The sequence below is a fragment of the Mycetocola sp. TRD_SC_2 genome (genome assembly GCF_055361225.1).
In genome coordinates this window covers 1,509,691-1,535,757 of the sequence record NZ_CM143954.1, presented here as the reverse complement: position 1 = coordinate 1,535,757, position 26,067 = coordinate 1,509,691, and the positions used below count along the sequence as shown (strand labels likewise).

At 64.8% G+C, this 26,067-nt stretch carries 24 protein-coding genes; 21 read left to right on the top strand and 3 right to left on the bottom strand.

The window, feature by feature from the left end; translation table 11 throughout:
* The first annotated feature begins 16 nt into the window (after nt 1–16).
* The 12 genes from thrS to ACWA1Q_RS07265 all read left to right on the top strand — a co-directional run bounded on the left by thrS (nt 17) and on the right by ACWA1Q_RS07265 (nt 12,798).
* Nucleotides 17–1,939 carry a threonine--tRNA ligase gene (gene thrS / locus ACWA1Q_RS07320; protein ID WP_463760802.1) on the top strand — a complete coding sequence of 641 codons (1,923 nt, stop codon included), beginning with the start codon at nt 17–19 and terminating at the stop codon, nt 1,937–1,939.
* A 35-nt stretch (nt 1,940–1,974) separates the two neighbouring features.
* The gene (locus ACWA1Q_RS07315) at nt 1,975–2,520 is read left to right on the top strand and encodes an HIT family protein (protein ID WP_463760801.1); all 546 of its coding nucleotides are present in this window, start codon (nt 1,975–1,977) and stop codon (nt 2,518–2,520) included.
* A 52-nt stretch (nt 2,521–2,572) separates the two neighbouring features.
* Nucleotides 2,573–3,475, top strand: a complete 903-nt coding sequence (gene pdxS / locus ACWA1Q_RS07310) for a pyridoxal 5'-phosphate synthase lyase subunit PdxS (protein WP_463760717.1) — start codon at nt 2,573–2,575, stop codon at nt 3,473–3,475.
* Nucleotides 3,465–4,070, top strand: a complete 606-nt coding sequence (pdxT, locus tag ACWA1Q_RS07305; RefSeq protein WP_463760716.1) for a pyridoxal 5'-phosphate synthase glutaminase subunit PdxT — start codon at nt 3,465–3,467, stop codon at nt 4,068–4,070. The genes pdxS and pdxT overlap by 11 nt, the downstream gene beginning before the upstream one ends.
* 62 nt (nt 4,071–4,132) lie before the next feature.
* Nucleotides 4,133–4,894 carry a YebC/PmpR family DNA-binding transcriptional regulator gene (locus ACWA1Q_RS07300; protein WP_463760714.1) on the top strand — a complete coding sequence of 254 codons (762 nt, stop codon included), beginning with the start codon at nt 4,133–4,135 and terminating at the stop codon, nt 4,892–4,894.
* A gap of 3 nt (nt 4,895–4,897) precedes the next feature.
* Nucleotides 4,898–5,464 (top strand): crossover junction endodeoxyribonuclease RuvC, encoded by a 567-nt coding sequence (gene ruvC, locus ACWA1Q_RS07295; RefSeq protein ID WP_463760712.1) that lies wholly within the window; start codon nt 4,898–4,900, stop codon nt 5,462–5,464.
* Nucleotides 5,465–5,530: 66 nt separating this feature from the next.
* Nucleotides 5,531–6,157: a Holliday junction branch migration protein RuvA gene (gene ruvA, locus ACWA1Q_RS07290; protein WP_463760711.1), complete on the top strand. Its 627-nt coding sequence runs from the start codon at nt 5,531–5,533 to the stop codon at nt 6,155–6,157.
* Nucleotides 6,154–7,179: a Holliday junction branch migration DNA helicase RuvB gene (ruvB, locus tag ACWA1Q_RS07285; protein WP_463760709.1), complete on the top strand. Its 1,026-nt coding sequence runs from the start codon at nt 6,154–6,156 to the stop codon at nt 7,177–7,179. The genes ruvA and ruvB overlap by 4 nt, the downstream gene beginning before the upstream one ends.
* Nucleotides 7,180–7,249: 70 nt before the next feature.
* Nucleotides 7,250–7,666, top strand: coding sequence for a preprotein translocase subunit YajC (gene yajC, locus ACWA1Q_RS07280; protein ID WP_463760707.1), 417 nt, complete (start codon nt 7,250–7,252; stop codon nt 7,664–7,666).
* 127 nt (nt 7,667–7,793) lie between these two features.
* Nucleotides 7,794–9,497 carry a protein translocase subunit SecD gene (secD, locus tag ACWA1Q_RS07275; protein WP_463760705.1) on the top strand — a complete coding sequence of 568 codons (1,704 nt, stop codon included), beginning with the start codon at nt 7,794–7,796 and terminating at the stop codon, nt 9,495–9,497.
* A complete protein-coding gene (secF, locus tag ACWA1Q_RS07270; RefSeq protein ID WP_463760704.1) occupies nt 9,497–10,507 on the top strand; it encodes a protein translocase subunit SecF in 1,011 nt (336 codons plus the stop codon). Before secD ends, secF begins: the two co-directional genes overlap by 1 nt.
* Nucleotides 10,508–10,551: 44 nt before the next feature.
* Nucleotides 10,552–12,798, top strand: a complete 2,247-nt coding sequence (locus ACWA1Q_RS07265; RefSeq protein ID WP_463760702.1) for a RelA/SpoT family protein — start codon at nt 10,552–10,554, stop codon at nt 12,796–12,798.
* Here ACWA1Q_RS07265 and ACWA1Q_RS07260 read toward each other — a convergent pair.
* The 3 genes from ACWA1Q_RS07260 to ACWA1Q_RS07250 form a co-directional block, all read right to left on the bottom strand.
* The gene (locus ACWA1Q_RS07260; protein WP_463760701.1) at nt 12,777–13,340 is read right to left on the bottom strand and encodes a type IV toxin-antitoxin system AbiEi family antitoxin; all 564 of its coding nucleotides are present in this window, start codon (nt 13,338–13,340) and stop codon (nt 12,777–12,779) included. The two genes, ACWA1Q_RS07265 and ACWA1Q_RS07260, sit on opposite strands and share 22 nt — an antisense overlap.
* Before the next feature lie 98 nt (nt 13,341–13,438).
* Nucleotides 13,439–14,668 carry a DUF349 domain-containing protein gene (locus ACWA1Q_RS07255; protein ID WP_463760700.1) on the bottom strand — a complete coding sequence of 410 codons (1,230 nt, stop codon included), beginning with the start codon at nt 14,666–14,668 and terminating at the stop codon, nt 13,439–13,441.
* An 87-nt stretch (nt 14,669–14,755) separates the two neighbouring features.
* The gene (locus ACWA1Q_RS07250; protein ID WP_463760698.1) at nt 14,756–15,562 is read right to left on the bottom strand and encodes a peptidylprolyl isomerase; all 807 of its coding nucleotides are present in this window, start codon (nt 15,560–15,562) and stop codon (nt 14,756–14,758) included.
* Between the two features lie 142 nt (nt 15,563–15,704).
* Between ACWA1Q_RS07250 and ACWA1Q_RS07245 the strand changes: the two genes are divergently transcribed.
* From ACWA1Q_RS07245 to alaS, 9 genes are all read left to right on the top strand, one after another.
* Entirely contained in the window at nt 15,705–16,658 is a 954-nt protein-coding gene (locus ACWA1Q_RS07245) for a siderophore-interacting protein (RefSeq protein ID WP_463760697.1), read from the top strand.
* Complete coding sequence (locus tag ACWA1Q_RS07240) at nt 16,658–17,704, top strand: FecCD family ABC transporter permease (RefSeq protein WP_463760695.1); 1,047 nt, start codon at nt 16,658–16,660, stop codon at nt 17,702–17,704. Before ACWA1Q_RS07245 ends, ACWA1Q_RS07240 begins: the two co-directional genes overlap by 1 nt.
* Nucleotides 17,701–18,756: a FecCD family ABC transporter permease gene (locus tag ACWA1Q_RS07235; RefSeq protein WP_463760694.1), complete on the top strand. Its 1,056-nt coding sequence runs from the start codon at nt 17,701–17,703 to the stop codon at nt 18,754–18,756. The genes ACWA1Q_RS07240 and ACWA1Q_RS07235 overlap by 4 nt, the downstream gene beginning before the upstream one ends.
* A complete protein-coding gene (locus ACWA1Q_RS07230; protein WP_463760692.1) occupies nt 18,753–19,592 on the top strand; it encodes an ABC transporter ATP-binding protein in 840 nt (279 codons plus the stop codon). The genes ACWA1Q_RS07235 and ACWA1Q_RS07230 overlap by 4 nt, the downstream gene beginning before the upstream one ends.
* Nucleotides 19,593–19,638: 46 nt before the next feature.
* Entirely contained in the window at nt 19,639–20,661 is a 1,023-nt protein-coding gene (locus ACWA1Q_RS07225) for an iron-siderophore ABC transporter substrate-binding protein (RefSeq protein WP_463760691.1), read from the top strand.
* A gap of 54 nt (nt 20,662–20,715) precedes the next feature.
* Complete coding sequence (locus tag ACWA1Q_RS07220; protein ID WP_463760689.1) at nt 20,716–22,182, top strand: replication-associated recombination protein A; 1,467 nt, start codon at nt 20,716–20,718, stop codon at nt 22,180–22,182.
* A gap of 176 nt (nt 22,183–22,358) precedes the next feature.
* Nucleotides 22,359–22,988 carry a 30S ribosomal protein S4 gene (rpsD, locus tag ACWA1Q_RS07215; protein WP_463760688.1) on the top strand — a complete coding sequence of 210 codons (630 nt, stop codon included), beginning with the start codon at nt 22,359–22,361 and terminating at the stop codon, nt 22,986–22,988.
* Nucleotides 22,989–23,123: 135 nt separating this feature from the next.
* Entirely contained in the window at nt 23,124–23,360 is a 237-nt protein-coding gene (locus tag ACWA1Q_RS07210; protein WP_463760686.1) for a hypothetical protein, read from the top strand.
* A gap of 40 nt (nt 23,361–23,400) precedes the next feature.
* Nucleotides 23,401–26,064, top strand: a complete 2,664-nt coding sequence (gene alaS, locus ACWA1Q_RS07205) for an alanine--tRNA ligase (protein ID WP_463760684.1) — start codon at nt 23,401–23,403, stop codon at nt 26,062–26,064.
* Nucleotides 26,065–26,067: the final 3 nt, after the last annotated feature.

Genomic DNA, 26,067 nt, shown 5'->3' with positions numbered 1-26,067 from the left:
CCGTTCCGTTGTCGCGATGCGCGTCAACGGCGAACTGAAGGATCTCGCGACGACGCTCACCGACACCGACGAGGTCGAGGCGGTGACGATCGACTCCGCTGACGGACTCGACATCCTCCGCCACTCCGCTGCCCACGTCCTCGCGCAGGCGGTGCAGAAGGTCAACCCGGACGCGAGGCTCGGTATCGGCCCTCCTGTCACCGACGGTTTCTACTACGACTTCGACGTGCCCGAGTCGTTCACGCCCGAGGACCTCAAGGCGCTGTCCAAAGAAATGGACCGGATCATCCGTTCGGGCCAGCGTTTCGTGCGCCGCGTCGTCACGGACGCCGAAGCGCGTGAAGAACTCGCGAACGAGCCGTTCAAGCTCGAACTCATCGGTCTCAAGGGCGGATCAGCCGACGGCCAGGACAACGAGAACGTCGAGGTCGGCGGCGCCGAACTCACCATCTACGACAACGTCAACCCGAAGACGGGCGAGACGGAATGGAAGGATCTGTGCCGCGGACCGCACCTGCCGAACACCCGCATGATCGGCAACGGCTACGCGCTGACCCGCGTTGCCGCAGCATACTGGCGCGGCTCGGAGAGAAACCCGCAGTTGCAGCGTATCTACGGAACGGCGTGGCCGACCAAGGACGAACTGCGCGCCTACCAGTCACGCCTCGAAGAGGCCGCCAAGCGCGACCACCGCAAACTCGGTGCTGAGCTCGACCTGTTCAGCTTCCCCGACGAAATCGGTTCCGGCCTCGCCGTGTTCCACCCCAAGGGCGGGATCATCCGCTCCGAGATCGAAAACTACCTCCGCGAGCAACTGATCGAGAACGACTACGAACTCGTCAACACGCCGCACATCACCAAGGCGCAGCTTTTCGAAACAAGCGGGCACCTCAACTGGTATCGCGACGGCATGTTCCCGGCCATGCACCTCGATGAAGAGACGGATGCCGATGGCAACGTCACGAGGCAGGGTCAGGATTACTACCTCAAGCCGATGAACTGCCCGATGCACAACCTGATCTTCCGTGCGCGGGGACGCAGCTACCGTGAGCTGCCGCTCCGCCTCGCCGAGTTCGGAACCGTGTACCGGTACGAGAAGAGCGGAACGCTCTCCGGCCTCACCCGGGTGCGCGGCCTCACGCAGGACGACGCCCACATCTACGTCACCCAGGACCAGATCAAGGACGAGGTGGGGCGCCAGCTCCAGTTCGTCCTCGAAACGCTCCGCGGTTACGGCCTCAACGACTTCTACCTCGAATTGTCGACGAAGGACCCGGTGAAGTTCGTCGGAAGCGATGAGATCTGGGAGAGCGCCACGCAAACGTTGCGCGACGTCGCGCTCGACTCCGGACTCGAGCTCGTCGACGACCCGGGTGGAGCCGCGTTCTACGGCCCGAAGATCTCGGTGCAGGCACGCGACGCGATCGGTCGGACCTGGCAGCTCTCGACCGTGCAGCTCGACTTCAACCAGCCGGAGCTGTTCGAACTCGAATACACGGCAGCGGATGGCACCCGGCAGCGCCCCGCGATGATCCACCGTGCACTTCTCGGCTCGGTCGAGCGGTTCTTCGCGATCCTGCTCGAGCACTACGCTGGCGCCTTCCCGGTCTGGCTCTCCCCGATCCAGGCCATCGGCATCCCCGTCGCTGACGAGTACGCTCCCTATCTCGACGAGATCGCCGCGAGGCTCAAGGCCCGAGGGGTCCGGGTCCAGGTCGACCACAGCGACGACCGGATGCCGAAGAAGATCCGCACGCACACCAAGGCGAAGATTCCGTTCCAGCTCATCGCCGGTGAGGACGACCGAGCCAACGGTGCGGTGAGCTTCCGGTTCCGGGACGGAACCCAGCTCAACGGCATCCCCGTCGACGACGCGATTGAGAAGATCGTCGACACGATTTCGTCACACGCACAGGTATCGACCGCATGGCTCGACTAGGCCTCGACGACCACCAGAAACCGAACGAAGAGGGCATGCCGGTGGAGGATTCGATGCAGTCCGCCGCCCATCTCGCCGGGGTGCCCGACGAGTTCCAGCGGCTGTGGACGCCTCACCGGCTGGTCTACATCCAGCACGGTCAGCAGCCGCACCAGGATGATTGTCCGTTCTGCCATGCCCCGCGGATGAGCGACGAAGACGGCCTCATCGTCGCTCGGGGCACGCACGCTTATGTGCTGCTGAACCTGTTCCCGTACAACAGCGGTCACCTGCTGGTCTGCCCGTACCGTCACATCCCGACCTACGACCAGGCAACCCCGGAAGAGGTGGCCGAAATCGGTGAACTCACCCAGACCGCCATGCGCGTCGTCCGGAGTGTGTCGAAAAATGACGGCTTCAACATCGGAATGAACCAGGGCATCGTCGCGGGCGCCGGGATCGCGGGCCACCTGCACCAGCACATCGTGCCGCGGTGGGCGCAGGACTCCAACTTCCTGCCGATCATCGCAAAGACGAAAGCGCTTCCGCAGCTGCTCGGGGATGTCCGCACAGCCATTGCTGACGCCTGGCCCGCCTCCTGAACTCCAGCGCCCGTCCGGCGCGTCCTCCAGTAACGACCTAAGATTGAGAACTATGACTAACAGCACCAACACCGCCGAACAGGGTTCCAACCGCGTCAAGCGCGGTCTGGCAGAAATGCTCAAGGGTGGCGTCATCATGGACGTCGTCACAGCCGAGCAGGCGCGCATCGCTGAGGACGCCGGAGCGGTGGCCGTCATGGCCCTCGAGCGGGTCCCCGCCGACATCCGTTCACAGGGTGGCGTCGCTCGCATGAGCGACCCCGACCTGATCGAGTCGATCATCGCCGAGGTCTCCATTCCCGTGATGGCCAAGGCACGCATCGGACACTTCGTCGAAGCGCAGGTGCTCCAGGCGCTCAAGGTGGACTACATCGACGAGTCCGAGGTGCTCAGCCCGGCCGACTACGTCAACCACATCGACAAGTGGAACTATGACGTGCCCTTCGTCTGCGGTGCCACCAACCTCGGTGAAGCACTTCGCCGGATCACCGAAGGCGCTGCCATGATCCGCTCGAAGGGCGAGGCCGGAACCGGCGACGTCTCCGAAGCGACCAAGCACATCCGCAAGATCAAGAGCGAGATCGCGTCCCTGTCGTCGATGTCGAAGGACGAGCTGTACGTCGCCGCCAAGGAACTGCAGGCACCGTACGAACTCGTCGCCGAAATCGCCGAAACCGGCAAGCTCCCCGTTGTCCTGTTCACCGCCGGTGGCGTCGCCACCCCGGCGGACGCCGCGATGATGATGCAGCTCGGTGCAGACGGTGTCTTCGTCGGCTCAGGCATCTTCAAGTCGGGAAACCCCGAGAAGCGTGCCGCCGCCGTGGTCAAGGCAACCACCTTCTTCGACGACCCGCAGGTCATCGCCGAGGTGTCCCGCGGACTCGGTGAAGCGATGGTCGGCATCAACGTGTCTGACCTTGCTGCACCGCACCGCCTTGCCGAGCGTGGCTGGTAACCGCAGGCCTCAGGTCGGCGTTCTCGCCCTCCAGGGCGATTTCCGGGAACACGCAGCGGTCCTTCGCGGGCTCGGCGCAGATGTGATCTCCGTCCGCAGGCCGGAGGAACTTGCGCAGGTGGATGGCATCGTCCTTCCCGGGGGAGAGTCGAGCGTGCAGGACAAACTGTCGCGCACCTTCGGGATGGCCGATCCGCTCAAGCACGCGATCGCCGACGGACTGCCCGTTTACGGAACGTGCGCCGGACTGATTCTGCTCGCCGACAGCATCCTCGACGGTATTGCGGGGCAGCAGACGCTCGGCGGTCTCGACGTGGTGGTGCGAAGGAACGCTTTCGGTTCGCAGCTCGATTCCTTCGAGACCGACATCGACATCCCGGAGCTCGGGGAGGAGCCGATGCACGCGGTCTTCATTCGCGCGCCTATCGTCGAAAGCGTCGGCCAGAAGGCATCCGCGATCGCGTCACTCGATGACGGGCGGGTCGTCGCCGTCGAACAGGGGAACCTGCTCGGCACCTCGTTCCACCCCGAGATGACCGGCGATATCCGGTTCCACGCCTACTTCCTCGATAAGGTTCGGGCACACGCGAGCTGAACCGGCCCGATCAACGCCCGGTGAATTAGACTGGCGCGGTTAGACATCCAGTAAGGGAGCACATGTCCGGACACTCCAAGTGGGCGACGACGAAGCACAAGAAGGCGATTACCGACTCGCGCCGTGCCAAAGCGTTCGCAAAGCTCATCAAGAACATCGAAGTCGCCGCGAAGATGGGCGGTGCAGACCTCTCGGGTAACCCGACCCTCGTCGACGCCATCCAGAAGGCCAAGAAGACGTCGGTCCCGAACGACAACATCGACCGCGCCGTCAAGCGTGGAGCGGGACTCTCCGGCGAATCGGTCAGCTACACGACCATCATGTACGAGGGCTACGCCCAGCACGGTGTCGCCTTGCTGATCGAATGTCTCACCGACAACAAGAACCGTGCAGCCGCCGACGTGCGCACCATCATGAGCCGCAACGGCGGAGCCATGGGTGACCCCGGCAGCGTCGCGTACAACTTCGCCCGCAAGGGAATCGTCGTCGTTCCGGCCGCAGGAATCACCGAAGACGACATCCTCGCGGCCGTGCTCGACGCCGGCGCCGAAGAGGTTGTCAACGAGGGTGAGACCTTCGAGATCATCACTGAGCCGTCCGACCTCGTTGCCGCGCGTCAGGCACTGCAGGATGCCGGGATCGACTACGACTCCGCTGACGCCGCTTTCGTCCCCAACCTCAAGGTCGAAGTCGACGCCGAAACCGCGCGCAAGATCTTCAAGCTCATCGATGCCCTCGAGGACTCCGATGACGTGCAAAACATCTACAGCAACTACGACCTGTCGCCTGAGGTCCAGGCCGAGCTGCACGCGCAGGACGACTAAACGGTGACACTGCGGGTGCTCGGCGTCGACCCCGGCCTGACCCGCTGTGGGATCGGGATCGTCGACGTCGAGCCCAACCGCAAGGCCCGACTGGTCCACTACACGGTAGTCCGGAGTCCGATCGACGCAACGATCGACCAGCGGCTTCTCGTGATCGGACGTGGGCTCGACGAAGCACTCGACGAGTTCCTGCCCCAGGCGGTCGCCGTTGAGCGAGTCTTCGCCCAGCACAACCTCCGCACGGTGATGGGCACCGCCCAGGTGTCCGGCCTTGCCCTGCACGCCGCGGCGAAGCGCGAGCTCCGGGTTGGACTGCATACCCCGTCCGAGGTGAAGGCTGCGGTCACCGGCTATGGTTCCGCCGATAAGAAGCAAGTGGCGACAATGGTCGCTCGTGTTCTGGGTCTCGCGGAACCGCCGCAGCCGGCGGATGCCGCTGACGCACTCGCCCTCGCCATCTGCCATGCCTGGCGAGGCGGGATCCCGGCCGCCGGGGGAGAAACATCCGCTCTGACTCCGGCACAGCGGGCATGGGCGAACGCCGAGCGGGCTGCACGAGGCGGCAGGTAATTCCCGCAATCCCCGCAGACAGCGTGGCTCCACCGAACTGTCGGATGCCCCACGTAGGCTGGCCGGGTGATCTCAAGCGTACGTGGAACAGTGCTCTCAGCCGTGGGCGGGAACATCGTCATCGAGGTCGGCGGGATCGGCTACGCCATCCAGGTCACCCCCGAGCATGCCCTCGCACTGCGGGTCGGTGATACGGCATTCGTGCACACCGCGTTCATCGTCCGCGAAGACACCATGAGCCTCTTCGGTTTCGAAACCCGCGAACAACTTGCCGTCTTCGAACTGCTGACCGGGGTCACGGGCGTTGGTCCGAAGTCCGCCCTTGGCGTGCTCTCCGTTCTCGGCCCCGGCCAGATCGCCACGGCGGTCGCTGCCGAAGACGATGCCGCGTTCCGCAAGGTGTCCGGCATCGGGCCCAAGACAGCCAAACTCATCGTCGTCTCGCTCGCCGGCAAGCTCATCGCCCACGCTGAACCTGCCGCTCGCCCTGCCGCGACACCGACGGGCGACCAGGTCGTCGTCGCACTCGTGGGTCTCGGCTGGTCTGAGAAGATCGCCGCGTCGGCCGTCGAGGGTGTGGTTGCAGCCAATCCGGATGCCGCGGCGTTCCCGGTCCAGACGCTTCTCCGACTCGCCCTTGCCCAGCTCGGGCCCGCCCAGCACAGCGCTGTCTCGACAGGGGCCGGTTCATGATCGATGTCGACCTGACCGACCCGGAACCCCAGTCGGACTCGGAGCTCGTCTTCGAGGGAGCGCTCCGTCCACAGAGCCTCGACGAATTCGTCGGGCAAACGAAGGTCCGCGGGCAACTCGAACTGCTGCTCAAGGCTGCGGCCATCCAGGGGCGCACCGCCGACCACATCCTGCTCTCCGGTCCTCCCGGTCTCGGCAAGACCACCCTCGCCATGATTGTCGCCCACGAGAGCGATAAGCCTCTCCGGATGTCGAGTGGCCCAGCGATTCAGCATGCCGGCGACCTCGCCGCCGTCCTCTCCAGCCTTGTTCCCGGTGAGGTCCTCTTCATCGATGAGATTCACCGGATGGCCCGCTCGGCCGAAGAGATGCTGTACCTCGCCATGGAGGACTTCCGCATCGACATCATGGTGGGCAAGGGCCAGGGCGCCACCTCCGTTCCGCTCGACCTCGCACCGTTCACGCTCGTCGGCGCGACGACGAGATCCGGGATGCTCCCCAACCCGCTTCGGGACCGGTTCGGCTTCACGGCACACCTCGAGTTCTACGACGCGCCCGAACTCGAGCAAGTACTGCAACGTGCAGCCCGGATGCTCAACTTCCCCATCGCCGACGACGCCCTCGCTGAGATCGCCGGCCGATGCCGAGGCACACCCCGGATCGCGAACCGGCTGCTGCGCCGGGTGCGTGACTACGTACTGGTGCATCAGACAGACGCAGACAAAGCATCCGTTCGCGCCGCGCTCAAGCTCTACGACGTCGATGAACTCGGACTGGACCGGCTCGACCGCGCGGTCATGGAGATCATGCTCACCCGGTTCGGGGGAGGGCCGGTCGGACTCAACACCCTGGCAGTTTCGGTCGGCGAGGAAGCAGAAACCGTCGAGAGCGTCGTCGAACCGTTCCTCGTGCGAATCGGACTCATCACGCGGACTCCACGCGGTAGGGTTGCGACACCTCAGGCGTTTGCCCACTTCGGGGTACCCCACGCTCAGGGTTCCCTGCTGCCCGATGTTCTATAATTTGAACCTGGCCTCTCGGCCTACCCCCTAACCTTGCGGTGAGATCACCGCGGAAGGCTTCACAAAACTCATGATTCTTGATCCACTCAGCATCGGCATGCTTGCCATTCTCGCCGTCCTCATCTTCTTCATGTTCCGCAACGGACAGAAGCGCAAGAAGGACATCGAGGAAAAGCAGACGAAGATCGTTCCTGGTGCAGAGGTGATGACGAACTTCGGTGTTTTCGGCACCATCCTCAGCGTCAACGAAGAAAAGGTCCAGGTCGAAACCAGCCCGGGCAACGTCCTCACCGTGCACAAGCAGACCATCGTGCGCTTCCTCGATGAGGAAGTCACTCCCGAGGTCGAGGAAGACATCGTCGCAGACGACGAGCAGATCAACGAGGACCACCCGTCGTTCACGACGGAGCCTGAGTTCGGCGACGTCGTTGACGGCACGGACACCAAGCCTGCCTCCGATTCACGTGAGAAGAACTCAGACCAGTAGTCTTCCTGAGGGGCGCGGCCGACACGTGCCGCTCCCTTCCTCTGCAACACCCTCGTAGCGCCCGTCCCACCGTCCTGTGGAGCGAGCGGTCATTAGAAAGCTGAGTACGTCGTTGGCACAGTCGAGAATGACGCCCACCCGCATGGCGGGGCGTTCCCTGACCTGGCTCGGTGTGATCACCCTTGCCCTCCTCGGCATTCTTGTCGGAGGCATCATTTGGTCCAGCGCGAGCTGGGCACCGAAGCTTGCCCTCGACCTCGAGGGCGGCACGCAAATGATCCTCAAACCGAACCTCGAGGGTGGTGAGCAGGCGACACCCGAGCAGCTCGCTCAGGCCGTTTCCATCATCCGCCAGCGCGTCGATGCGTCCGGTGTGTCGGAGGCAGAGGTCAACACCGAGGGCAACAACGTCGTCGTCTCCATTCCGGGTGAAGCCGACGAGGAGACCAGGAAGCGGATCGAGGCATCGGCGAAGCTCGAGTTCCGCGCTGTGCTCGTGGCCGGCCAGCCGTCGAACACGTTCGTCGGGGAAGACGGCACGGAGACCCCGTACCCGAGCCCTGACCCGGCGCTCCCGAACACGCCGACAGCGGAGCCGACAAGCCCAAGCGACCTCAGCCAGATCACTCCGGCTCTCGAGGCCCAGTTCCAGGCATTCGACTGCAACGAACCCGTCGAGCCCGGTGTCGTCCAGCCAGCGAACGAACCGATCATCGCGTGTGAGACCGACGGCAGCGTGAAGTACATCCTCGGACCGGTCGAGGTCGAGGGAACGCAGATCACCGACGCCACCAACGGGATGAGGACCACCCAGACCGGCGCGACGACCGGCGAGTGGGCGGTGAACCTCGTCTTCAACGGGCAGGGAACCGACCAGTTCGCAGAGGTCACCAGCCGGCTGAACGGCCTCGAAAGCCCGCAGAACCAGTTCGCGATCGTCCTCGACAACCAGGTGATCTCTGCCCCGCAGACTCTCGCGGTGATCAGCGACGGCAAGCCGGAGATCTCTGGCAACTTCACGCAGGAATCGTCGAAGACCCTCGCCGACCAGTTGAAATACGGCGCGCTCCCGATCAGCTTCGTCGTGCAGAGCTCAGACCAGATCTCGGCGACCCTCGGCTCCAGCCAACTCGAGATCGGCATCATCGCCGGACTCATCGGGCTCGCGCTCGTCGCTGTCTACACGCTCTTCCAGTACCGGCTCCTCGGAACCGTGACCCTCGCTTCCCTCGTCGTCGCAGCGGTCCTCACCTACCTGGTGATCGCGATCCTCTCCTGGCGAAACGGGTACCGGCTGTCCCTCGCCGGTGTCGCCGGTTTGATCGTCGCGATCGGATTCACGGCGGACTCGTTCATCGTGTACTTCGAACGAATCCGGGATGAGCTCCGTGACGGCCGCGGACTGGAGTCAGCGGTTGAAGCCGGCTGGAAGCGTGCAAAGCGAACGATCTACGCGTCGAAGGGCGTGAACCTCCTCGCCGCCATCGTGCTCTACGTCCTCGCCGTCGGCAACGTCAAGGGCTTCGCATTCACCCTCGGCGTGACGACCGTCATCGACGTCATCGTCGTGCTGATCTTCACCCACCCGACGCTCCAGCTGCTCGCACGGACGAAATTCTTCTCGAGCGGCCACCCGCTCTCTGGCCTCGACCCCCACGCACTCGGTGCGGTCTACCGTGGCCGGGCCCAGTTCCGGCAGCCGGTCGAGGTGTCGAAGATCAAGGCAGCAAAATCCAGCCGTGAGGCGACAAAGCGCCAGACCATCGCGGAACGTAAGCAGGCCGAGCTCATCGCCGCTGGCGGTAGCAAGAGCCAGGAGAAGGATTCCTAATGGCAAGCCTGACCACTTTCGGTAACGACCTCTACACGGGGAAGCGTTCCTTCAACTTCGTGGCCAACCGCAGGGTCTGGTTCACCGTCGCCATCCTCCTCGTTCTGGCATCGATCCTGGTGCCCGTCGTCAAGGGCGGGTTCAACCTGAGCTTCGAGTTCACCGGCGGCTCGCAGTTCACTGTGTCGCCAGTGGCCTCCGCCGACCAGGACCGGGCGACGGAAGCCGTTGCCAGCGTCGTTCCTGAGGCTGTGTCCAAGGTCACCACCGTTGGAAACGACTCGGTCCGGGTCCAGACCAACCAGCTCACGAGCGATGAGACGAACGATGTGACCGCGGCTCTCGCCGAGGCATTCGACGTTCAAGAGAATGCTGTGGCGACGTCCTTCATTGGCGCGTCCTGGGGTCAGGATGTCACCAGGCAGGCGCTCACCGGCCTCGTCATCTTCCTCGCCCTCGCCTTCATCACCATGGCGCTGTACTTCCGCACGTGGAAGATGTCCGCAGCGGCAATGCTCGGGCTCCTGGACGTTCTCATCATTTCACTCGGCGTGTACGCGCTCAGTGGGTTCGAGGTCAGCCCCGCGGCCGTGATCGGCTTCCTCACCATCCTCGGTTACTCGCTCTACGACACCGTGGTGGTCTTCGACAAGATCCGGGAGAACACGACCGAAGACGGCGATAATTCGCCGAGGACCTTCGCGGAGTCGGTGAACCTCGCGGTCAACCAGACACTCGTGCGGTCGATCAACACGTCCGTCGTCGCCGCGCTGCCCGTCGCATCCATTCTCGTCATCGGAAACTTCGTTCTCGGGGCCGAGACGCTCCGGGACATCTCGCTCTCTCTCTTCGTCGGTATTCTCATCGCTACCTACTCCACGATCTTCGTTGCCGCGCCGCTGTACGCGCTGTTCCGTCAGAACGAGCCGGAGATCAAGAAGCGTGACGAGAGGGTCCTCGAGGCACGCAAGCGCTCGACGGAATCGTCCGTCGTCGCTCCAGCGGTCTGAACCGCGTCGTTTCCGCGGGATAATGGGAAGAGGGAGGTTATCCGATGACTGAAACGCAATCGTCGAGCGCCTCCCTGCGACGCCTCGTTCCCCGCATCTTCTCCAAGGCGCAGCCGGTCGGTGCAGTCGAGCGTCTGATCCGCACGGCGCGGATGCACCACCCCAAGTCGGACCTCTCGATCATCGAGCGTGCGTATACCGTCGCCGAGAAGGCGCACAGCGGGCAGAAGCGTCAGAGCGGCGAGCCGTACATCACGCACCCTGTCGCTGTTGCGCAGATACTCGCCGACCTCGGTATCGGGCCGAAGACACTCGCCGCAGCCCTCCTCCACGACACCGTCGAGGACACGGGATATCCGCTCGACGAACTGCGCGCCGAATTCGGTGACGAAGTTGCGATGCTCGTCGACGGCGTGACCAAGCTCGACAAGGTCAAGTACGGCGAAAGCGCCCAGGCGGAGACCGTCCGCAAGATGATCGTCGCGATGTCGAAGGACATCCGCGTGCTCGTCATCAAGCTGGCCGACCGGCTGCACAACGCGAGGACGTGGGGCTTCGTCCCCCCGGAGAAGGCAGCTCGCAAGGCCACCGAAACGCTCGAGATCTATACCCCTCTCGCGCACCGCCTCGGTATTCAGACCATCAAGTGGGAGCTCGAAGACCTCTCCTTCGCTGTGCTGTACCCGAAGCTGTACGCCGAGATCGAGAGCCTGGTCAAGCAGCGGACGCCGCAGCGTGAAGAGCTCGTGCACCAGGTCATCGATTCGGTGAACGAAGACCTCAAGGCCGCGAAGATCCGGGGCAAGGTCGTCGGCCGGCCGAAGCAGTACTACTCGATCTACCAGAAGATGATCGTGCGCGGCCGGGACTTCGACGAGATCTACGATCTCATCGGCATCAGGATCCTCGTGAACTCCGTTCGCGACTGTTATGCCGTGCTCGGTGCCATCCACGCGCGCTGGACGCCGATTCCCGGGCGGTTCAAGGATTACATCGCGACCCCGAAGTTCAACCTGTATCAGTCGCTCCACACCACGGTGATCGGACCGGGTGGCAAGAGCGTCGAAATCCAGATCCGCACCCACGAGATGCACCAGCACGCCGAATACGGTGTTGCCGCGCACTGGAAGTACAAGGAAAACGTCAACGGCAAGAGTGCCGGCGCGAAGGCCAACGAGAACGACATGGTCTGGCTCGCCCACATCTCCGATTGGCAGGCGGAGACCGCTGACCCCGGCGAGTTCCTCGACTCGCTCCGGTTCGAGATCGGTGCCAAAGAGGTCTACGTGTTCACCCCCAAGGGCCGCGTCATCGGGCTGCCCGCCGGTGCTACTCCCGTCGACTTCGCGTACGCCGTCCACACCGAGGTGGGTCACCGCACGATGGGCGCCAAGGTCAACGGCCGGCTCGTCCCGCTCGAGACCGAGCTCAACAGTGGCGAAGTCGTCGAGGTGTTCACCTCGAAGAACCCGGACTCGGGACCGAGCCAGGACTGGCTCAGTTTCGTCAAGAGCACTCGCGCGCGAAACAAGATCCGGCAGTGGTTCACCAAGGAACGACGCGACGAAGCGATCGAGCAGGGCAAGGATGCGATTGCGCGTGCGATGCGCAAACAGAACCTGCCGCTGCAGAAGCTCATGAGCCAGGACTCGTTCGCCGAGGTCGCCTCACAGATGCGGTACGAAGACGTCTCAGCGCTCTATGCAGCGGTCGGTGAAGGCCACGTATCCACACAGTCGGTGCTCGAGAAGGTTGCCGCTCTGCTTCAGGGCGACAGCGAGGCTGAAGCCGAAGCCATCGACTTCCCGGTGCGTGGACGCACCCGCAAGCTGCCGCACAGCGACTCCGGCGTGCTCGTCCGCGGTGCTCCGGACATTCTGGTGAAGATGTCGAAGTGCTGCACCCCTGTTCCCGGTGACGACATCGTCGGTTTCGTCACCCGCGGTTCGGGCGTCTCCGTGCACCGCAGCGACTGCCACAACGTGCAGGAGCTCCTCAAGGAACCCGAGCGGATGATCGACGTCGAGTGGGCGCCGACATCGAAGAGCGTCTTCCTGGTCAACATCCAGGTCGAGGCTCTTGACCGCGCAGGGCTTCTCAGTGACGTCACCCGGGTGCTCAGCGAACACCACGTCAATATCCTCTCCGCCACGGTGTCGACCTCGACCAACCGTCTCGCCATCAGCAGGTTCGTCTTCGAGATGGGCGACACCACGCACCTCGATCGTGTGCTCAATGCCGTCCGACGAATCGACGCGGTCTACGACGTCTACCGGGTCAACGGCGGCTGATTCCACAGCGACTCGATCCGTTCGACCGCGAGCCCCGCTCCTGGCAACGTCGCACGGATGCTGTCCGTCGCGTCGGCAGGACGGATTCCGTGATCGCGCACGAGCGCTGCGAGTGCACCGCTTTCCCGTGCCGACAGCGTCGTGCGCCGTGCCAGGTCGAACACGGTGCGCACGGGCGTCGTCACCCGGAGGGTGCCGATGCGCTCGATATCTGCGTCGGCGAGAAGAAGTTCGCGCAGCACGAACCTTCGTGTGAGCCTCGGGGTCGAGCGTTCGCCGAGCCGGGAGCAGATCTCGTGACGCAACGGCGGAGCATCCGTCGCCTCGTGCAGCCACGCGGCGCTGAGTCCCATCACGATGAGGCGATCAGCGGATGGCGGGAGCAGACGATTCACCGCCTCCGCCCTGGTTTCGCGGCGATCACATTCATCGGCGCAGATCCAGCACTCGTCGAGGGCGAACAGGTCGCCGTCGAGTCTGGCTGCGGAGAGTTCCGCCAGAGGGAGAATACCGGGGGCCATCACCGGGGGAATCCGAAACACGGGCTTCAGCCTGCCCGGGTCGGTCCACGCGCAACCGGCGCCCTACCCTGCTGTGCAGAGTCGGGCGCCGGTTGCGACGGTGTGGAGAAGCTCAGTTCTCAGGAGAGAGCGTTGAGCCAGAGCTTGCGTGCCTCGAGCGCTTCGGTCGCCTCAGCGATGCGCGACTCGTCTCCGGATGCCTTCGCGTCGTCGAGTTCCTTCTCGAGCTTCGCGATGGCGGCGTTCAGTTGACCGGCGAGGCCCTCGGTACGTGCCTTGGTCTCCGGGTTGTTCCGCTTCCAGTGATCATCGTCGAGAGCGCGCAGGTGCTGTTCGACCTTGCGAAGCCGGTCTTCGACGTTCTTGACCTGGTCCCGGGGAACCTTCCCGATCTCGTCCCAGCGTCGCTGGATGTCGGCGAGCGACGAGCGCAGCTTGTCGCGATCCTTCTCAGCGAGGAGAGGCTCCGCTTCGGCGAGGAGAGCCAGCTTGAGCTCGAGATTGCCGGAGAATTCGGCGTTGTCGCGGGCGTCGACCTCGGACTTCGCGGCGTAGATCGCATCGCCTGCCGCCTTGAACCGGGCCCACAGGGCATCGTCGTGGCGTTTGCCTGCACGCCCGGACTGCTTCCACTCGTCGAGGAGCGCGCGGTATCCGGGGATGCCGTCGACTCCCTTCTCAATGAGCGCTTCAGCCTTTTGGATGAGCGCCTGCTTGCGGCTCTTGGCGTCACGGTGCACGGAGTCGAGCTCGGCGAAGAACGCACGCCGGTTCTGCTCGATCGAGGACTTGGCTGTGCGGAATCGCTTCCACAGGTCGTTGGCTTCGCCCTTGGGAAGCTTCGGACCTTCCTGCTGGTGGGTCTGCCATTGGGCGAACAGAGCGTTGATCTGCTCGGTGGTGTTCTTCCACTGCGCTTTCGCGGGGTCCTGTGCGGCCAGCTTCTCGGCTTCTTCGACGATCGCCGTCCGGGCCGCGAGCGCCTCGGCGACTGCCGCCTTGGCCTCTTCGCCCTGCTGCTCGGTGAGCTCGCCGACGGTGGAGTCGAGCGCGGCGACACGGGCCTTCAGGCTCTCGAGGTCTCCAACGGCGTTGGCTCCCTCAAGATTTTTCGCCAGTCGAGCGACGGCGGTTGCGACATCCGCGGCGGGTGCACCGCGCTTCACGCGCTGCTCGAGCAACGTCACCTGACCGGCGAGGTCGACGAACTTGCGCTGGAAGTACGCCAGGGCTTCTTCCGGCGTACCGTCGGGGTACTGGCCAACCTCGCGCCAGTCCTCACCCTCTCGGACGAAGACGGCGCCGGAATCGCCGACGCGACCCCATGGTTGCTGCTCTGAATTGGACACGTGCCTCACCTTGCTGTGGGTGCCGCACTACTGTGCGACCGGAAACTCTGCTCAAGCCTATTACGTCGGCGCTTGCGCGCGGCAAGGCTACTCGACGGTGACGCCCGTTATCGCGACGGGGACGGCTGGCGGACCGTCTGTGACCCCGCCCTCGATGCCCTGGTCTGTGACCTGTGCCTTCAGCTCGTCGAGTCCGCTTGTGACGGAACCGAGCACGGTGTAGCCGCCGGCGGCATCCGAGGGGATCGTGGTGTCCTCGTAGACGATGAAGAACTGGCTGCCGTTGCTGAACGCGTCGCCGCCCTGCCGCGCCATGGCGATCGTGCCTGCCGGGTATACGTCGTCTTCTGGGGCATTCTCGATCGGTCCGTAGCTGTAGCCGGGGCCACCGCTTCCGTCGCCCTCGGGGTCTCCGCACTGGAGCACAAAGAATCCGCCGGTGGTCAGGCGGTGGCAGGAGACATCGGTGTAGAAGCCTCCCTGAGAAAGAGAGACAAAGGATGCCACGCCCTGCGGGGCCGTCGCGCCATCGAGTTCGATAGCAAGAGGCACGTCATTGATCGACAGCGTTCCGGTCCAGGTGCGGCCTTCAGCGAGAGCCGGATCGGGGACGTCGCCGACGTTCTCACCCTCGGCGTTCTCGCCCTCGGCGGGCGCGGTCTCGGTCGGTTCCGGCTCCGCAGTTGCGGCCGGCTTGCCGGGGCCGGCGGAGAAATATGCCAGCTGCGCGAAGGTGGCACCGATGGCGACGACGATGATCGCGAGAACGGCGATCCAGTTGTCACGCTTTCTGCGGCGGATCCGGAAGGCGTGCATCGCCTGTCGGGCCTTGTATCCCTTGAGCCGCTCGCGGTTCGCGCGAGCTGCGCGGTCTTCGATCTTGCTGGGTGCCACGTGGATCCTCCATGGGTGCCTGTGCGCAGTCGCGCCGGGGGAGTGGCCTGCGGCTTCCTCACCCCGTGAAACCTTACGGTCCCGTGATAGCGGGAACCAAATGCCCAGGTGCGATTTAGGTTAGCCATGCCATACTTAGGTAATGCTTACTCTGAGCCCCGTCGTCATCAAGGACTCGCGTCCCGCGTATCGCCCGTACACGGCAATGGTGACCGAGGTGCGCAGGCTGAGTCCCCATTTCGTCCGGGTCACCTTCACCGGTGAGGACCTCGACGGCTTCGGCGTGGACCGCCTTGACCAGCGGCTGAAGATTGTGTTCCCGCTCGAGGGAACCGGAATGTCGGAATTCGGGGCCACGGATCCTGCGACTATTTCGGACGGCAGCTGGTACACCCGGTGGCGCGCCCTGCCTGACGCCGTGCGCAATCCCTTCCGTACCTACACGGTGCGCGCTGTCCGCCCGCTCGATCGGGAGGTCGACGTCGACATGGTCGCGCACGGAGACGGTGGACCCGCCTCGCGCTGGCTCAACCGCGCCGAGCCCGGCGACGAAGTCGTGCTCATCGGTCCTGACGCGGCGAGCGTGAATTCGGCCATCGGAATCGACTGGCACCCCGGCGACGCGCGTTGCGTGTTGCTCGTCGGTGACGAGACCGCGGCGCCCGCGATCTGCAGCGTGATCGAATCCCTGCCAGCGTGGCGCAAGGCTCGGGCGTTCATCGAGATCCCCAGCGCAGCTGACATTTTGCCCCTCGATGTGCCAGCCGGTTCCGAAGTGACCTGGCTTCCCCGTGGAGAATTGCAGCCGGGCGGCGTCCTTGACCCCGCTGTCCGCGCGTGGGTCGCCGACAACCGACCGATGTATCGCGCGGCTCTCGCGCGCTCGGTCCAGCTCGTCGAGGACGTGGATGTCGACTCCGAACTTCTCTGGGATTCTCCCGAGGCCCAGCACAACGGTGACTTTTACGCGTGGCTCGCGGGGGAGGCAGGGGTGATCAAAACGCTCCGCCGGTTCCTCGTCAGCGAGACAGGCATCGACCGCAAGCGGATCGCCTTCATGGGATATTGGCGCACAGGGAAAGCCGAAGCGCAGTAATGTCCGCTGGCCTCATCGAGGCGACGGCGACGGCGACACCGAATGCGTCGCGCACGCGACGACGACTGGGATTGTTCGCCGCTGTGGGCTTGCTCCTCGTTGTTGTGGCGCTCAGCCTGACCCTTGGAACCCGTGCCACGTCGATCGATACGGTGTTCACCGCTCTTTTCAGCCCGGTCACCGGAAACACCGACCACTCGGTCGTCCGCGACCTGCGTGTTCCGCGCACCGTCATCGGCCTCGTCGTCGGGTCGGCCCTCGCACTCGCCGGCACCATCATGCAGGGGATCACCCGGAATCCCCTCGCTGATCCCGGGCTCCTCGGCGTCAACGCGGGCGCCTCTCTCTTCGTCGTTGTGGCGATCACCTTCTTCGGGGTCACAAGTCCCACGGGGTACGTCTGGTTCGCCTTCGCCGGTGCTGCAATTGCGGCCGTTATTGTCTACCTCGTTGGAACGCTGGGCAGGGACGGTGCCACGCCGGTCACCCTCGCCCTCGCCGGCACCGCTCTGACCGCCGGCCTCACGTCGATCATCACGCTGCTCCTCATCACCGACATCGACACGTTGAGCAACTACCGGTTCTGGTCGGTCGGTTCGCTCGTGAACCGGGATCTCGGCGCCGTCGTGTCGCTCCTGCCTTTCCTGCTCGCAGGGGGAGTGCTCGCATTCACCATCGGTTCGACGCTCAACGTGCTGTCACTCGGCGATGACCTCGCCAAAGGCCTCGGACAGGGCGTCGGCATGTCACGGGCGATTGCCGCAATCTCCATCGTTCTCCTGTGCGGTGCGGCGACCGCTCTTGCCGGTCCGATCGTCTTCGTCGGCCTTGTCATCCCGCACCTCGTGCGGCCGTTCACCGGTCCGGACTACCGCTGGATCCTCGCGTACTCAGCCGTTCTCGGCCCCGTCCTCGTGCTCGCAGCCGACACACTCGGGCGGCTTCTCGCATACCCGGGTGAGATCGAGGCCGGCCTGCTCGTCGCTCTTCTCGGAGCGCCCGTGCTCATCGTCATCGTCCGCCGCTCACGGGTGGCGGGGCTATGACGGCTCTGAAAGACACGGATGCCGCGAGCCGGCCCGCTCGCGCACCGTCGGCCCACAGACACCCGCGACAGCGCACCGTCATCGCGTTGCTCGGCATCCTCGTCGTTGTCCTCGCGATGCTGAGCGTGTCGGTCGGCGCATACACCCTCTCTCCGTCCGACCTCGCGCTCACCCTGATCGGGCAGGGCACGGGGAGCGACAGCGTCATCGTCTTCCGGTTACGGCTTCCGCGGGTCGTGCTCGGGATTCTCGCCGGTGCCGCTTTCGCCATCGCAGGCGCGCTGTTCCAGACTCTCCTCCGCAATGACCTCGCGAGCCCGGACATCATCGGCATCTCCGGGGGCGCGAGCGTCTCCGCCGCGACCGCCATCCTCGTCTTCGGAGCGAGCGGCGCGGTCGTCTCGCTCAGCGCATTCGCGGGTGCCCTCATCGTTGCAGCTGCCATCTACCTCCTGTCCTGGCGCGACGGGGTGAGCGGATACCGGTTCGTCCTCATCGGTGTTGGCGTCGCCTTCCTGATCCAGTCGGCGCTCGGCTACCTCCTCACGCGCGGCGAGGTGAAGGAAGTGTCACAGGCCCTCGTCTGGATGGTCGGGGGAGTCGGCGGGGCGCGGTGGTCCGATATCGCCGTACTCGCGGCAACGCTCGTGGCCCTCCTGCCTCTGGTCGCCGCCCTGGCTCCCCGCCTGCGCATGCTCCAACTCGGTGATGACACCGCCGGCGGACTCGGGGTGCCCGTCGAGTGGACCCGGCTGCTGCTCCTCGGGCTGGCGGTCGCGCTCTGCGCGACAGCGACGGCGTTCGTCGGCCCCATCGCGTTCGTCGCCTTCGTCTCTGGTCCCATCGCCCGCCGCGTTGTGCGCGGCGGCTCGCTGGCCCTCGTGCCCAGTGCTCTCGTCGGCGCTGCCCTCGTCATCGGTGCCGACTTCCTCGCCCAGCATGCCCTTCCCGGCGACGTTCAGGTCCCGGCCGGGATTCTCACGGGCATCCTCGGAGCCCCGTACCTGCTGTGGCTGCTCGCCACCACCAACAAAGGAGGCCGCAGCGCATGAGCGGAGACCGACCACCCGGCACGAAGCCCGCCCACACCCTCGCGGCGGACGGGCTCAGCCTGTCCTACGACGGCAGGGAAGTGATTGGCAACCTCGACCTCACCGTTCCCGACGGCGACATCACCGTCATCGTCGGGGCGAACGCGTGCGGCAAGTCGACGTTGTTACGGGGCATCGCGCGGTTGCTCCGGCCGTCCGCCGGTGTCGTGCGGCTGGATGACCGGCAGATCTCAACCTACCCGGCGAAGGAATTCGCCCGGGTCGTCGGCATCCTGCCCCAGTCGCCGATCGCGCCGGACGGAATCACCGTCGCCGACCTCGTGGGGAGGGGACGGCATCCGCACCAGGGGCTCTTCCGTTCGTGGTCCAGTGCTGATGACGCCATCGTGGCCGACGCGATGGCCGCCACGTCGACCACCGAACTCGCGAGCAGGCGGGTGGGGGAGCTCTCCGGAGGTCAGCGGCAACGGGTGTGGATCGCCATGGCGCTCGCCCAGGACACAGACATCCTGCTGCTCGACGAGCCCACCACTTTCCTCGACGTGACCCACCAGATCGAGTTGCTCGATCTTCTCGCCGAACTCAACCACACCCGCCAGACAACGATCGTGATGGTCCTGCACGACCTCAACCTCGCCGCGCGATACGCCCATCACCTCGTCGTGATGGCTCACGGTGAAGTCGTCGCCACCGGGTCTCCGGCAGAGGTGCTCACGTCCGAGCTGGTGCAGCGCGCATTCGGCCTGGAGTCGCAGATCATCCCTGACCCGGTGTGCGGCTCGCCGATGGTGATTCCCATCGGTCGTTTTCACCGACCCGCCCCGATTTCGTATTAGGATAGGCTCACCTAACATCCCCTCCGAAACGAAACCTGGAGTACCTGTGTCACCTCGACCCCGACTCGCTTTGATCGCGACCGCCGCCGTCGCCCTGCTTGCGCTCAGCGGCTGCGCCCCGACGGCAGCAGACAAAGCTGCTCCCGCCGATAACTCGAGCTCAGACTCGTTCCCCGTCTCGATCGAGCACGCGTTCGGCTCGACCGACATCGAAGGGGCACCCGAGCGCGTCGTCACGCTCGGCTGGGGTTCGACGGATGCCGCGATCGCCGTCGGCGTCGTCCCGGTCGGCATGGAAGCTCAGAGCTACGGCGGCGATGAGGATGGCGTCCTGCCCTGGGTTGCCGAAGCCCTCGAGGACCTCGACGCCGACACCCCCGCGATCATCCCCTCGACGGTGGAAGAGCCCGCCTACGAGGACATCGCCGAGCAGGCCCCCGACCTGATCCTCGCTGTGTACTCCGGAATCACCGAAGAACAGTACGACCTCCTGAGCGAAATCGCGCCGACCGTCGCGTACCCGGACGCACCATGGTCGACGCCGTGGACCGAGGTCGTCACGACCGTCGGCGAAGCGCTCGGCAAGACTGCCGAAGCCGAGACCGTGCTCAGCGACATCGCGGCAATCACCGCCGAACAGGCGGAGGCCCACCCCGAGCTCGCCGGCAAGACCGTCGCAGCGGTCGCCGATTCCGGCGGAACCTTCTACGTCTACAAGGGGGCAGACTCCCGCGTCGACTTCCTCTTCGACCTCGGCCTCGTCGACGCGCCAGCCGTCGAGGAGCTCGCGAACGGCGACTCGAGCTTCTACTACGAACTGAGCTACGAAGAGGTCGACAAACTCGAGAGCGACATTCTCGTCAGCTACTCGGACACGGAAGAGGCAGCATCCACCTTCCTGTCGTCGAGCTACGCGAAGACGATCCCCGCTGTCGCCAACGGTGCCGTGGCATCTGTCGTCGGGGTCGAACTGATCGCCGCCGTGTCGCCGCCGAGCGCACTGTCGCTGACGTGGGGCATCGAGGACTACGTCGCGATCCTGTCCGAGGCCGCATCAGCCGTCGAATAGCACTCCCGGCCGCACCCGCCCGCGATTGTCGGCGGGTGCGGCTAGCCTTGCATCATGGCAAACACGACAGCGGCGCTGCACTCAGGTAGCGTCCCGCTCGCCGTGCGCATGCGACCCAAAAGCCTCGACGAGGTGGCCGGCCAGAAACACCTGCTTAAACCCGGGTCGCCCCTCGTCAGCCTCGCCACCAGCAAGTCCGGCGACAAAGGCTCGGTGTCCGTGATCCTCTGGGGCCCACCAGGAACAGGCAAAACAACCATCGCCCAGTCGATCGCTCACAGTTCCGGCCGCCGGTTCGTCGAGCTGTCCGCCGTCTCCGCTGGTGTCAAAGACGTCCGACAGGTCATGGACGAGGCGATGACGAGCAGGGATCTCTACGGCCTGTCGACGGTTCTCTTCCTCGACGAGATCCACCGCTTCACCAAGGCACAACAGGATGCCCTCCTGCCGGGTGTCGAGAACGGCTGGGTCATCCTCGTCGCCGCGACGACGGAGAACCCCTCGTTCTCCGTCATCTCGCCCTTGCTCTCACGATCTCTCCTCCTCACCCTCGAGCAACTCACCGACGACGACCTCCGCATTGTTCTCGACCGCGCGATCGAAGATCCCCGTGGCCTCGGGGGCCGGTTCGAGGTCACCGACGACGCCCGCGACACCATCATCCGTCTCGCGTCGGGCGACGCACGGCGAGCACTGACAGCGCTCGAGGCGGCATCCGTCAGCGCTGATTCGCTCGACGCAGGGGAGCCGGCCGCCGACGACCGGCACGCCGCTGATGTCGACCGCGACGAAGCCGATGAAGACGATGACGACGATGACGACGGCGACAGCGACAGCGAGGATCAGCGTTCCGCGGCGAAGACCGCAGCGCCGTCGCGACCGGTGATAACCGCCGATGTGGTCTCCTCGGCTGTCGATCGGGCACTGCTCCGCTACGACAGGAACGGAGACGAGCACTACGACGTCATCAGTGCGTTCATCAAGTCCATCCGGGGTTCAGACGTCGATGCGGCCCTGCACTACCTGGCGCGCATGATCGAGGCGGGGGAGGACCCGCGATTCATCTCCCGCCGCATCATCGTGTCGGCGGCAGAAGATATCGGGATGGCCGACCCGAACGCGCTCGTCATCGCCGTCGCCGCGGCCGACTCGGTGCAGTTCATCGGAATGCCAGAGGGACGCATCCCGCTCGCAGAGGCCGTCGTCTATCTCGCGACGGCAGCGAAGTCCAACGCCTCATACGTTGCGATCGACCGCGCCATCGCCGACGTTCGCGCCGGAAACTTCGGACGCGTTCCGAAACCGATGCGCGATGCGCATTACGCCGGCGCCAAACGGCTCGGCCACGGCAAGGGCTACCGCTATCCCCATGACGCCGACGTGGGTGTCGTCGAGCAGCAGTATCTCCCCGACGAATTGCGTGGAGTGCGCTACTACCAACCGACCCAGCACGGCAACGAGCGGGATGTGTCGTCACGACTGGCGAAGCTTCTCCGCATTGTGCGCGGCGGGCGCGTCTGATGCGACCATCGTGTTAGGATTACTGCTGGCCTAGGCCCGGTTAACTGTATGGCTGCACTGAACCGGGTTGACGGACATGTTCTTTAGCCGAACTGTTCCGGCTCACCCCTCTAACTTTCTGGTTCGCCTTCGCGCGCACCGGCACATCCAGTTTGAGATTCCATCGAAAGGAAACCGTGTCTACTAAGTCACGTACACGTAGCAAGACCCGCCTCTCGCGGGCACTGGGCATTGCCCTCACCCCCAAGGCAGCAAAGTACCTCGAGAAGCGTCCGTACGCTCCGGGTGAGCACGGCCGCACCAAGCGCAAGACCGACTCCGACTACGCTGTGCGTCTCCGCGAGAAGCAGCGCTTGCGCGCCCAGTACGGCATCCGCGAGAAGCAGCTGAAGATCGCCTTCGAAGAGGCTCGCCGCATCAAGGGACTGACCGGTGAGAACCTCGTCGAGATCCTCGAGACCCGTCTCGATGCTCTCCTCGTTCGTTCGGCGATCGCCCGCACCACGGCGCAGGCTCGTCAGATGGTTGTGCACCGTCACATCATGGTTGACGGCCAGCTCGTCGACCGCCCGTCCTTCCGCGTGAAGCCGGGCCAGCTCATCCACGTCAAGGCGAAGAGCGAAGGCACCGAGCCTTTCCAGGTTGCAGCGGCCGGCGGACACGTCGACGTTCTTCCGAAGCTCCCGCCGTACCTCGAGGTCGAACTCGACAAGCTCCAGGCCCGCCTCGTGCGCGCCCCGAAGCGTGCCGAAGTTCCCGTGACCTGTGAAGTACAGTTCGTCGTGGAGTACTACGCAGCTCGCTAGTACATCCTCACGTTCTTCGAACGGGGTCGCGGCATTTGCCGCGGCCCCGTTCTTCGTTGCATCGGCGGGACGACAGGCTCCGCCCGATAGGATGAATAGCTTGGAAGCATCCGCCCCACCGTTATGGAGGCCCCTATGAAGAACCTGCTCTGGCTGATCACAGGTATCGGCGCGGGTTTCGTCGTCGCCCACGAGATCAACAAGACCCAGCGCGGCAAGGAATTCTTTGCCGACCTGGACCTCAAGCTCAAGGAGTTCAGCGACACGGTCGCAGACGCATACAAGGAGCGCGAGGCCGAGCTTCGCGACGCCATCGACGACATCGCACGGAACGCTGAAGACACCCTCGGCGACCTCAACAACAAGAACTGATCAGCGCCACCTGGCGCACCCGAATCCCTCGAACGGACCCATGAAGACCGCTGATATCCGCCAGCGCTGGCTAGATTTTTTCGCCGAGCGTGGCCACACCGTCGTCCCCTCCGCCTCACTGGTCTCCGACGACCCGTCACTGCTCTTCACCGTGGCCGGAATGGTGCCGTTCGTTCCGTACCTCACCGGGCTCGTTCCCGCGCCGTACCCGCGCGCAACGAGCGTGCAGAAGTGCATCCGCACCAATGACATCGAAGAAGTGGGCAAGACCCCGCGTCACGGCACCTTCTTCCAGATGAACGGCAACTTCTCGTTCGGCGACTACTTCAAAGAGGGAGCGATCACGTACGCGTGGGAGTTGCTCACCACGCCGGAGAACGCAGGCGGATACGGTTTCGACGAGAAGGACCTCTGGGTCACCGTCTACAAGGACGACGACGAAGCCATTGCGCTGTGGAAGAAGATCGCGGGGTTGCCGGACGAGCGGATCCAGCGCCTCGGCGAAGACACCAACTACTGGCACACCGGGCAGCCGGGACCAGCAGGCCCCTGCTCGGAGATCTTCTTCGACCGCGGACCGGCGTACGGCGCAGACGGTGGTCCGGCGACGGACGACGACAGATACGTCGAGATCTGGAACCTCGTCTTCATGCAGTACCTCATCGGGGACGTCCGCTCGAAGACAGACTTCCAGATCGTGAGCGACCTGCCCAGGCAAAACATCGACACCGGCATGGGACTCGAGCGGGTTGCGTTCCTCAAGCAGGGCGTCGAGAACATGTACGAGATCGACCAGATCCGTCCGGTCCTCGACCGGGCAGCTGACCTCTCGGGACGTCGCTACGGGGCCGACCACACCGACGATGTACGCATGCGCGTCATCGCCGACCACGTGCGCAGCTCGCTCATGCTCATGAGCGACGGAGTCACGCCCTCCAACGAAGGGCGCGGGTACATCCTGCGCCGCCTGATGCGTCGCACCGTCCGTGCCATGCGCCTGCTCGGCGTCGACGCACCCTCATTCCCCGAACTCTTCGCCGCGTCGCGCGACGCCATGAGCTCGTCGTACCCCGAGGTCGAGCACGACTACGGACGGATCTCGCAGGCCGCATTCGGTGAGGAAGAGACGTTCCTCCGCACGCTCGCCGGCGGCACCACCATCCTCGACCTCGCTGTCGCCAAGTCGAAGGACACCGGAAGCTCTCGCCTGCCCGGTGACACGGCGTTCCTCCTGCACGACACATACGGCTTCCCGATCGACCTCACCCTCGAGATCGCTGAAGAAGCCGGCCTCTCGGTCGACCGCACCGCATTCGACACACTGATGACAAAGCAGCGCACCATGGCGAAGGCGGACGCCAAAGCGAAGAAGACCACCCTCGCCGACCTGTCGGTCTACAGCGCGTTCCGCGCACACGGCGAGACGGTGTTCACCGGCTACACCGAACTCGAAACCGAGTCGCGCATTCTCGGGCTCATCGTCGGAGGGCACTCGGTGACCACCGCCGTCGCCGGTGACATCGCCGAAGTAATCCTCGCCGAAACGTCGCTCTACGCCGAATCCGGCGGCCAGGAAGCCGACCAGGGACTCATCGTGGGGAACGGGTTCGAACTCGAGGTCCTCGACGTGCAGAAGCCGGTCAAAGGGCTCATCAGCCACAAGGTCCAGGTCGCGCGCGGAGAAGTCGGCGTGGGAAACCTGGCACGCAGCGTCGTCGACGCCGATTACCGTCGCGGGGCGAAGCAGGCCCACTCGGGCACGCACATCATTCACGCTGCGCTGCGCCAGATCCTCGGCCCGAACGCTCACCAGTCCGGCTCGTACAACAAGGCCGGTTACCTGCGCCTCGACTTCACCTGGAACTCCGGCCTGTCAGCCGAAACCCGGTCAGAGATCGAAGAGGTATCGAACAACGCCATCCGGAACAATCTCGAGGTCGTGACCCGCGAGCTCCCGCTCGACGAAGCGAAATCACTCGGCGCCATGGCTTTGTTCGGTGAGAAATACGGCGACGTCGTCCGTGTCGTCGACATCGGCGGGCCGTGGTCGCGGGAGCTGTGCGCCGGTACCCACGTGGCATCCAGCGCCGAGATCGGCATGATCAACCTCGTCAGCGAATCGAGCGTCGGCTCGACGAACCGTCGGGTCGAATCACTCGTCGGCCTCGAAGCCTTCCGTGAGCTCGCCGCTGAGCGCGCCATCGTGTCGCAACTGACGTCGTCGCTGAAGACACCCAGGGAACAGCTGCCCGAGCGAATCGCAGAACTGGTCGCCAGCCTCAAGCAGGCTGAGAAGAAGATCCAGTCCTTCGAGGCCCGTCAGTTGAGCGAACGGATCCCGTCGCTCGTATCGAGCGCTCGCGACGGCGGCGCGTACCGCATCGTGGCCGAAAACCTCGGCACCCTCGCATCGGCAGACGACCTCCGCCAGCTGGTGACCGGTGTACGGGAGCGACTCGGCTCGGACGCATCCGTTGTCGCCCTCGCCGCCACGGTCAAGGACCGGCCGATCGTCATCGTCGGAACCAATGATTCCGCGCGCAAACTCGGAGCGAAAGCCGGTCAGCTTGCCCGTATCGCAGCGGGCATCCTCGGCGGAGGCGGAGGCGGCAAGGATGACCTCGCCCAGGGCGGCGGCTCCGATGCGACTGCTGTTCAGGCAGCGTTGTCCGCCGTCGTCGACGCGGTCGCCCGCGAGGCGTGACCG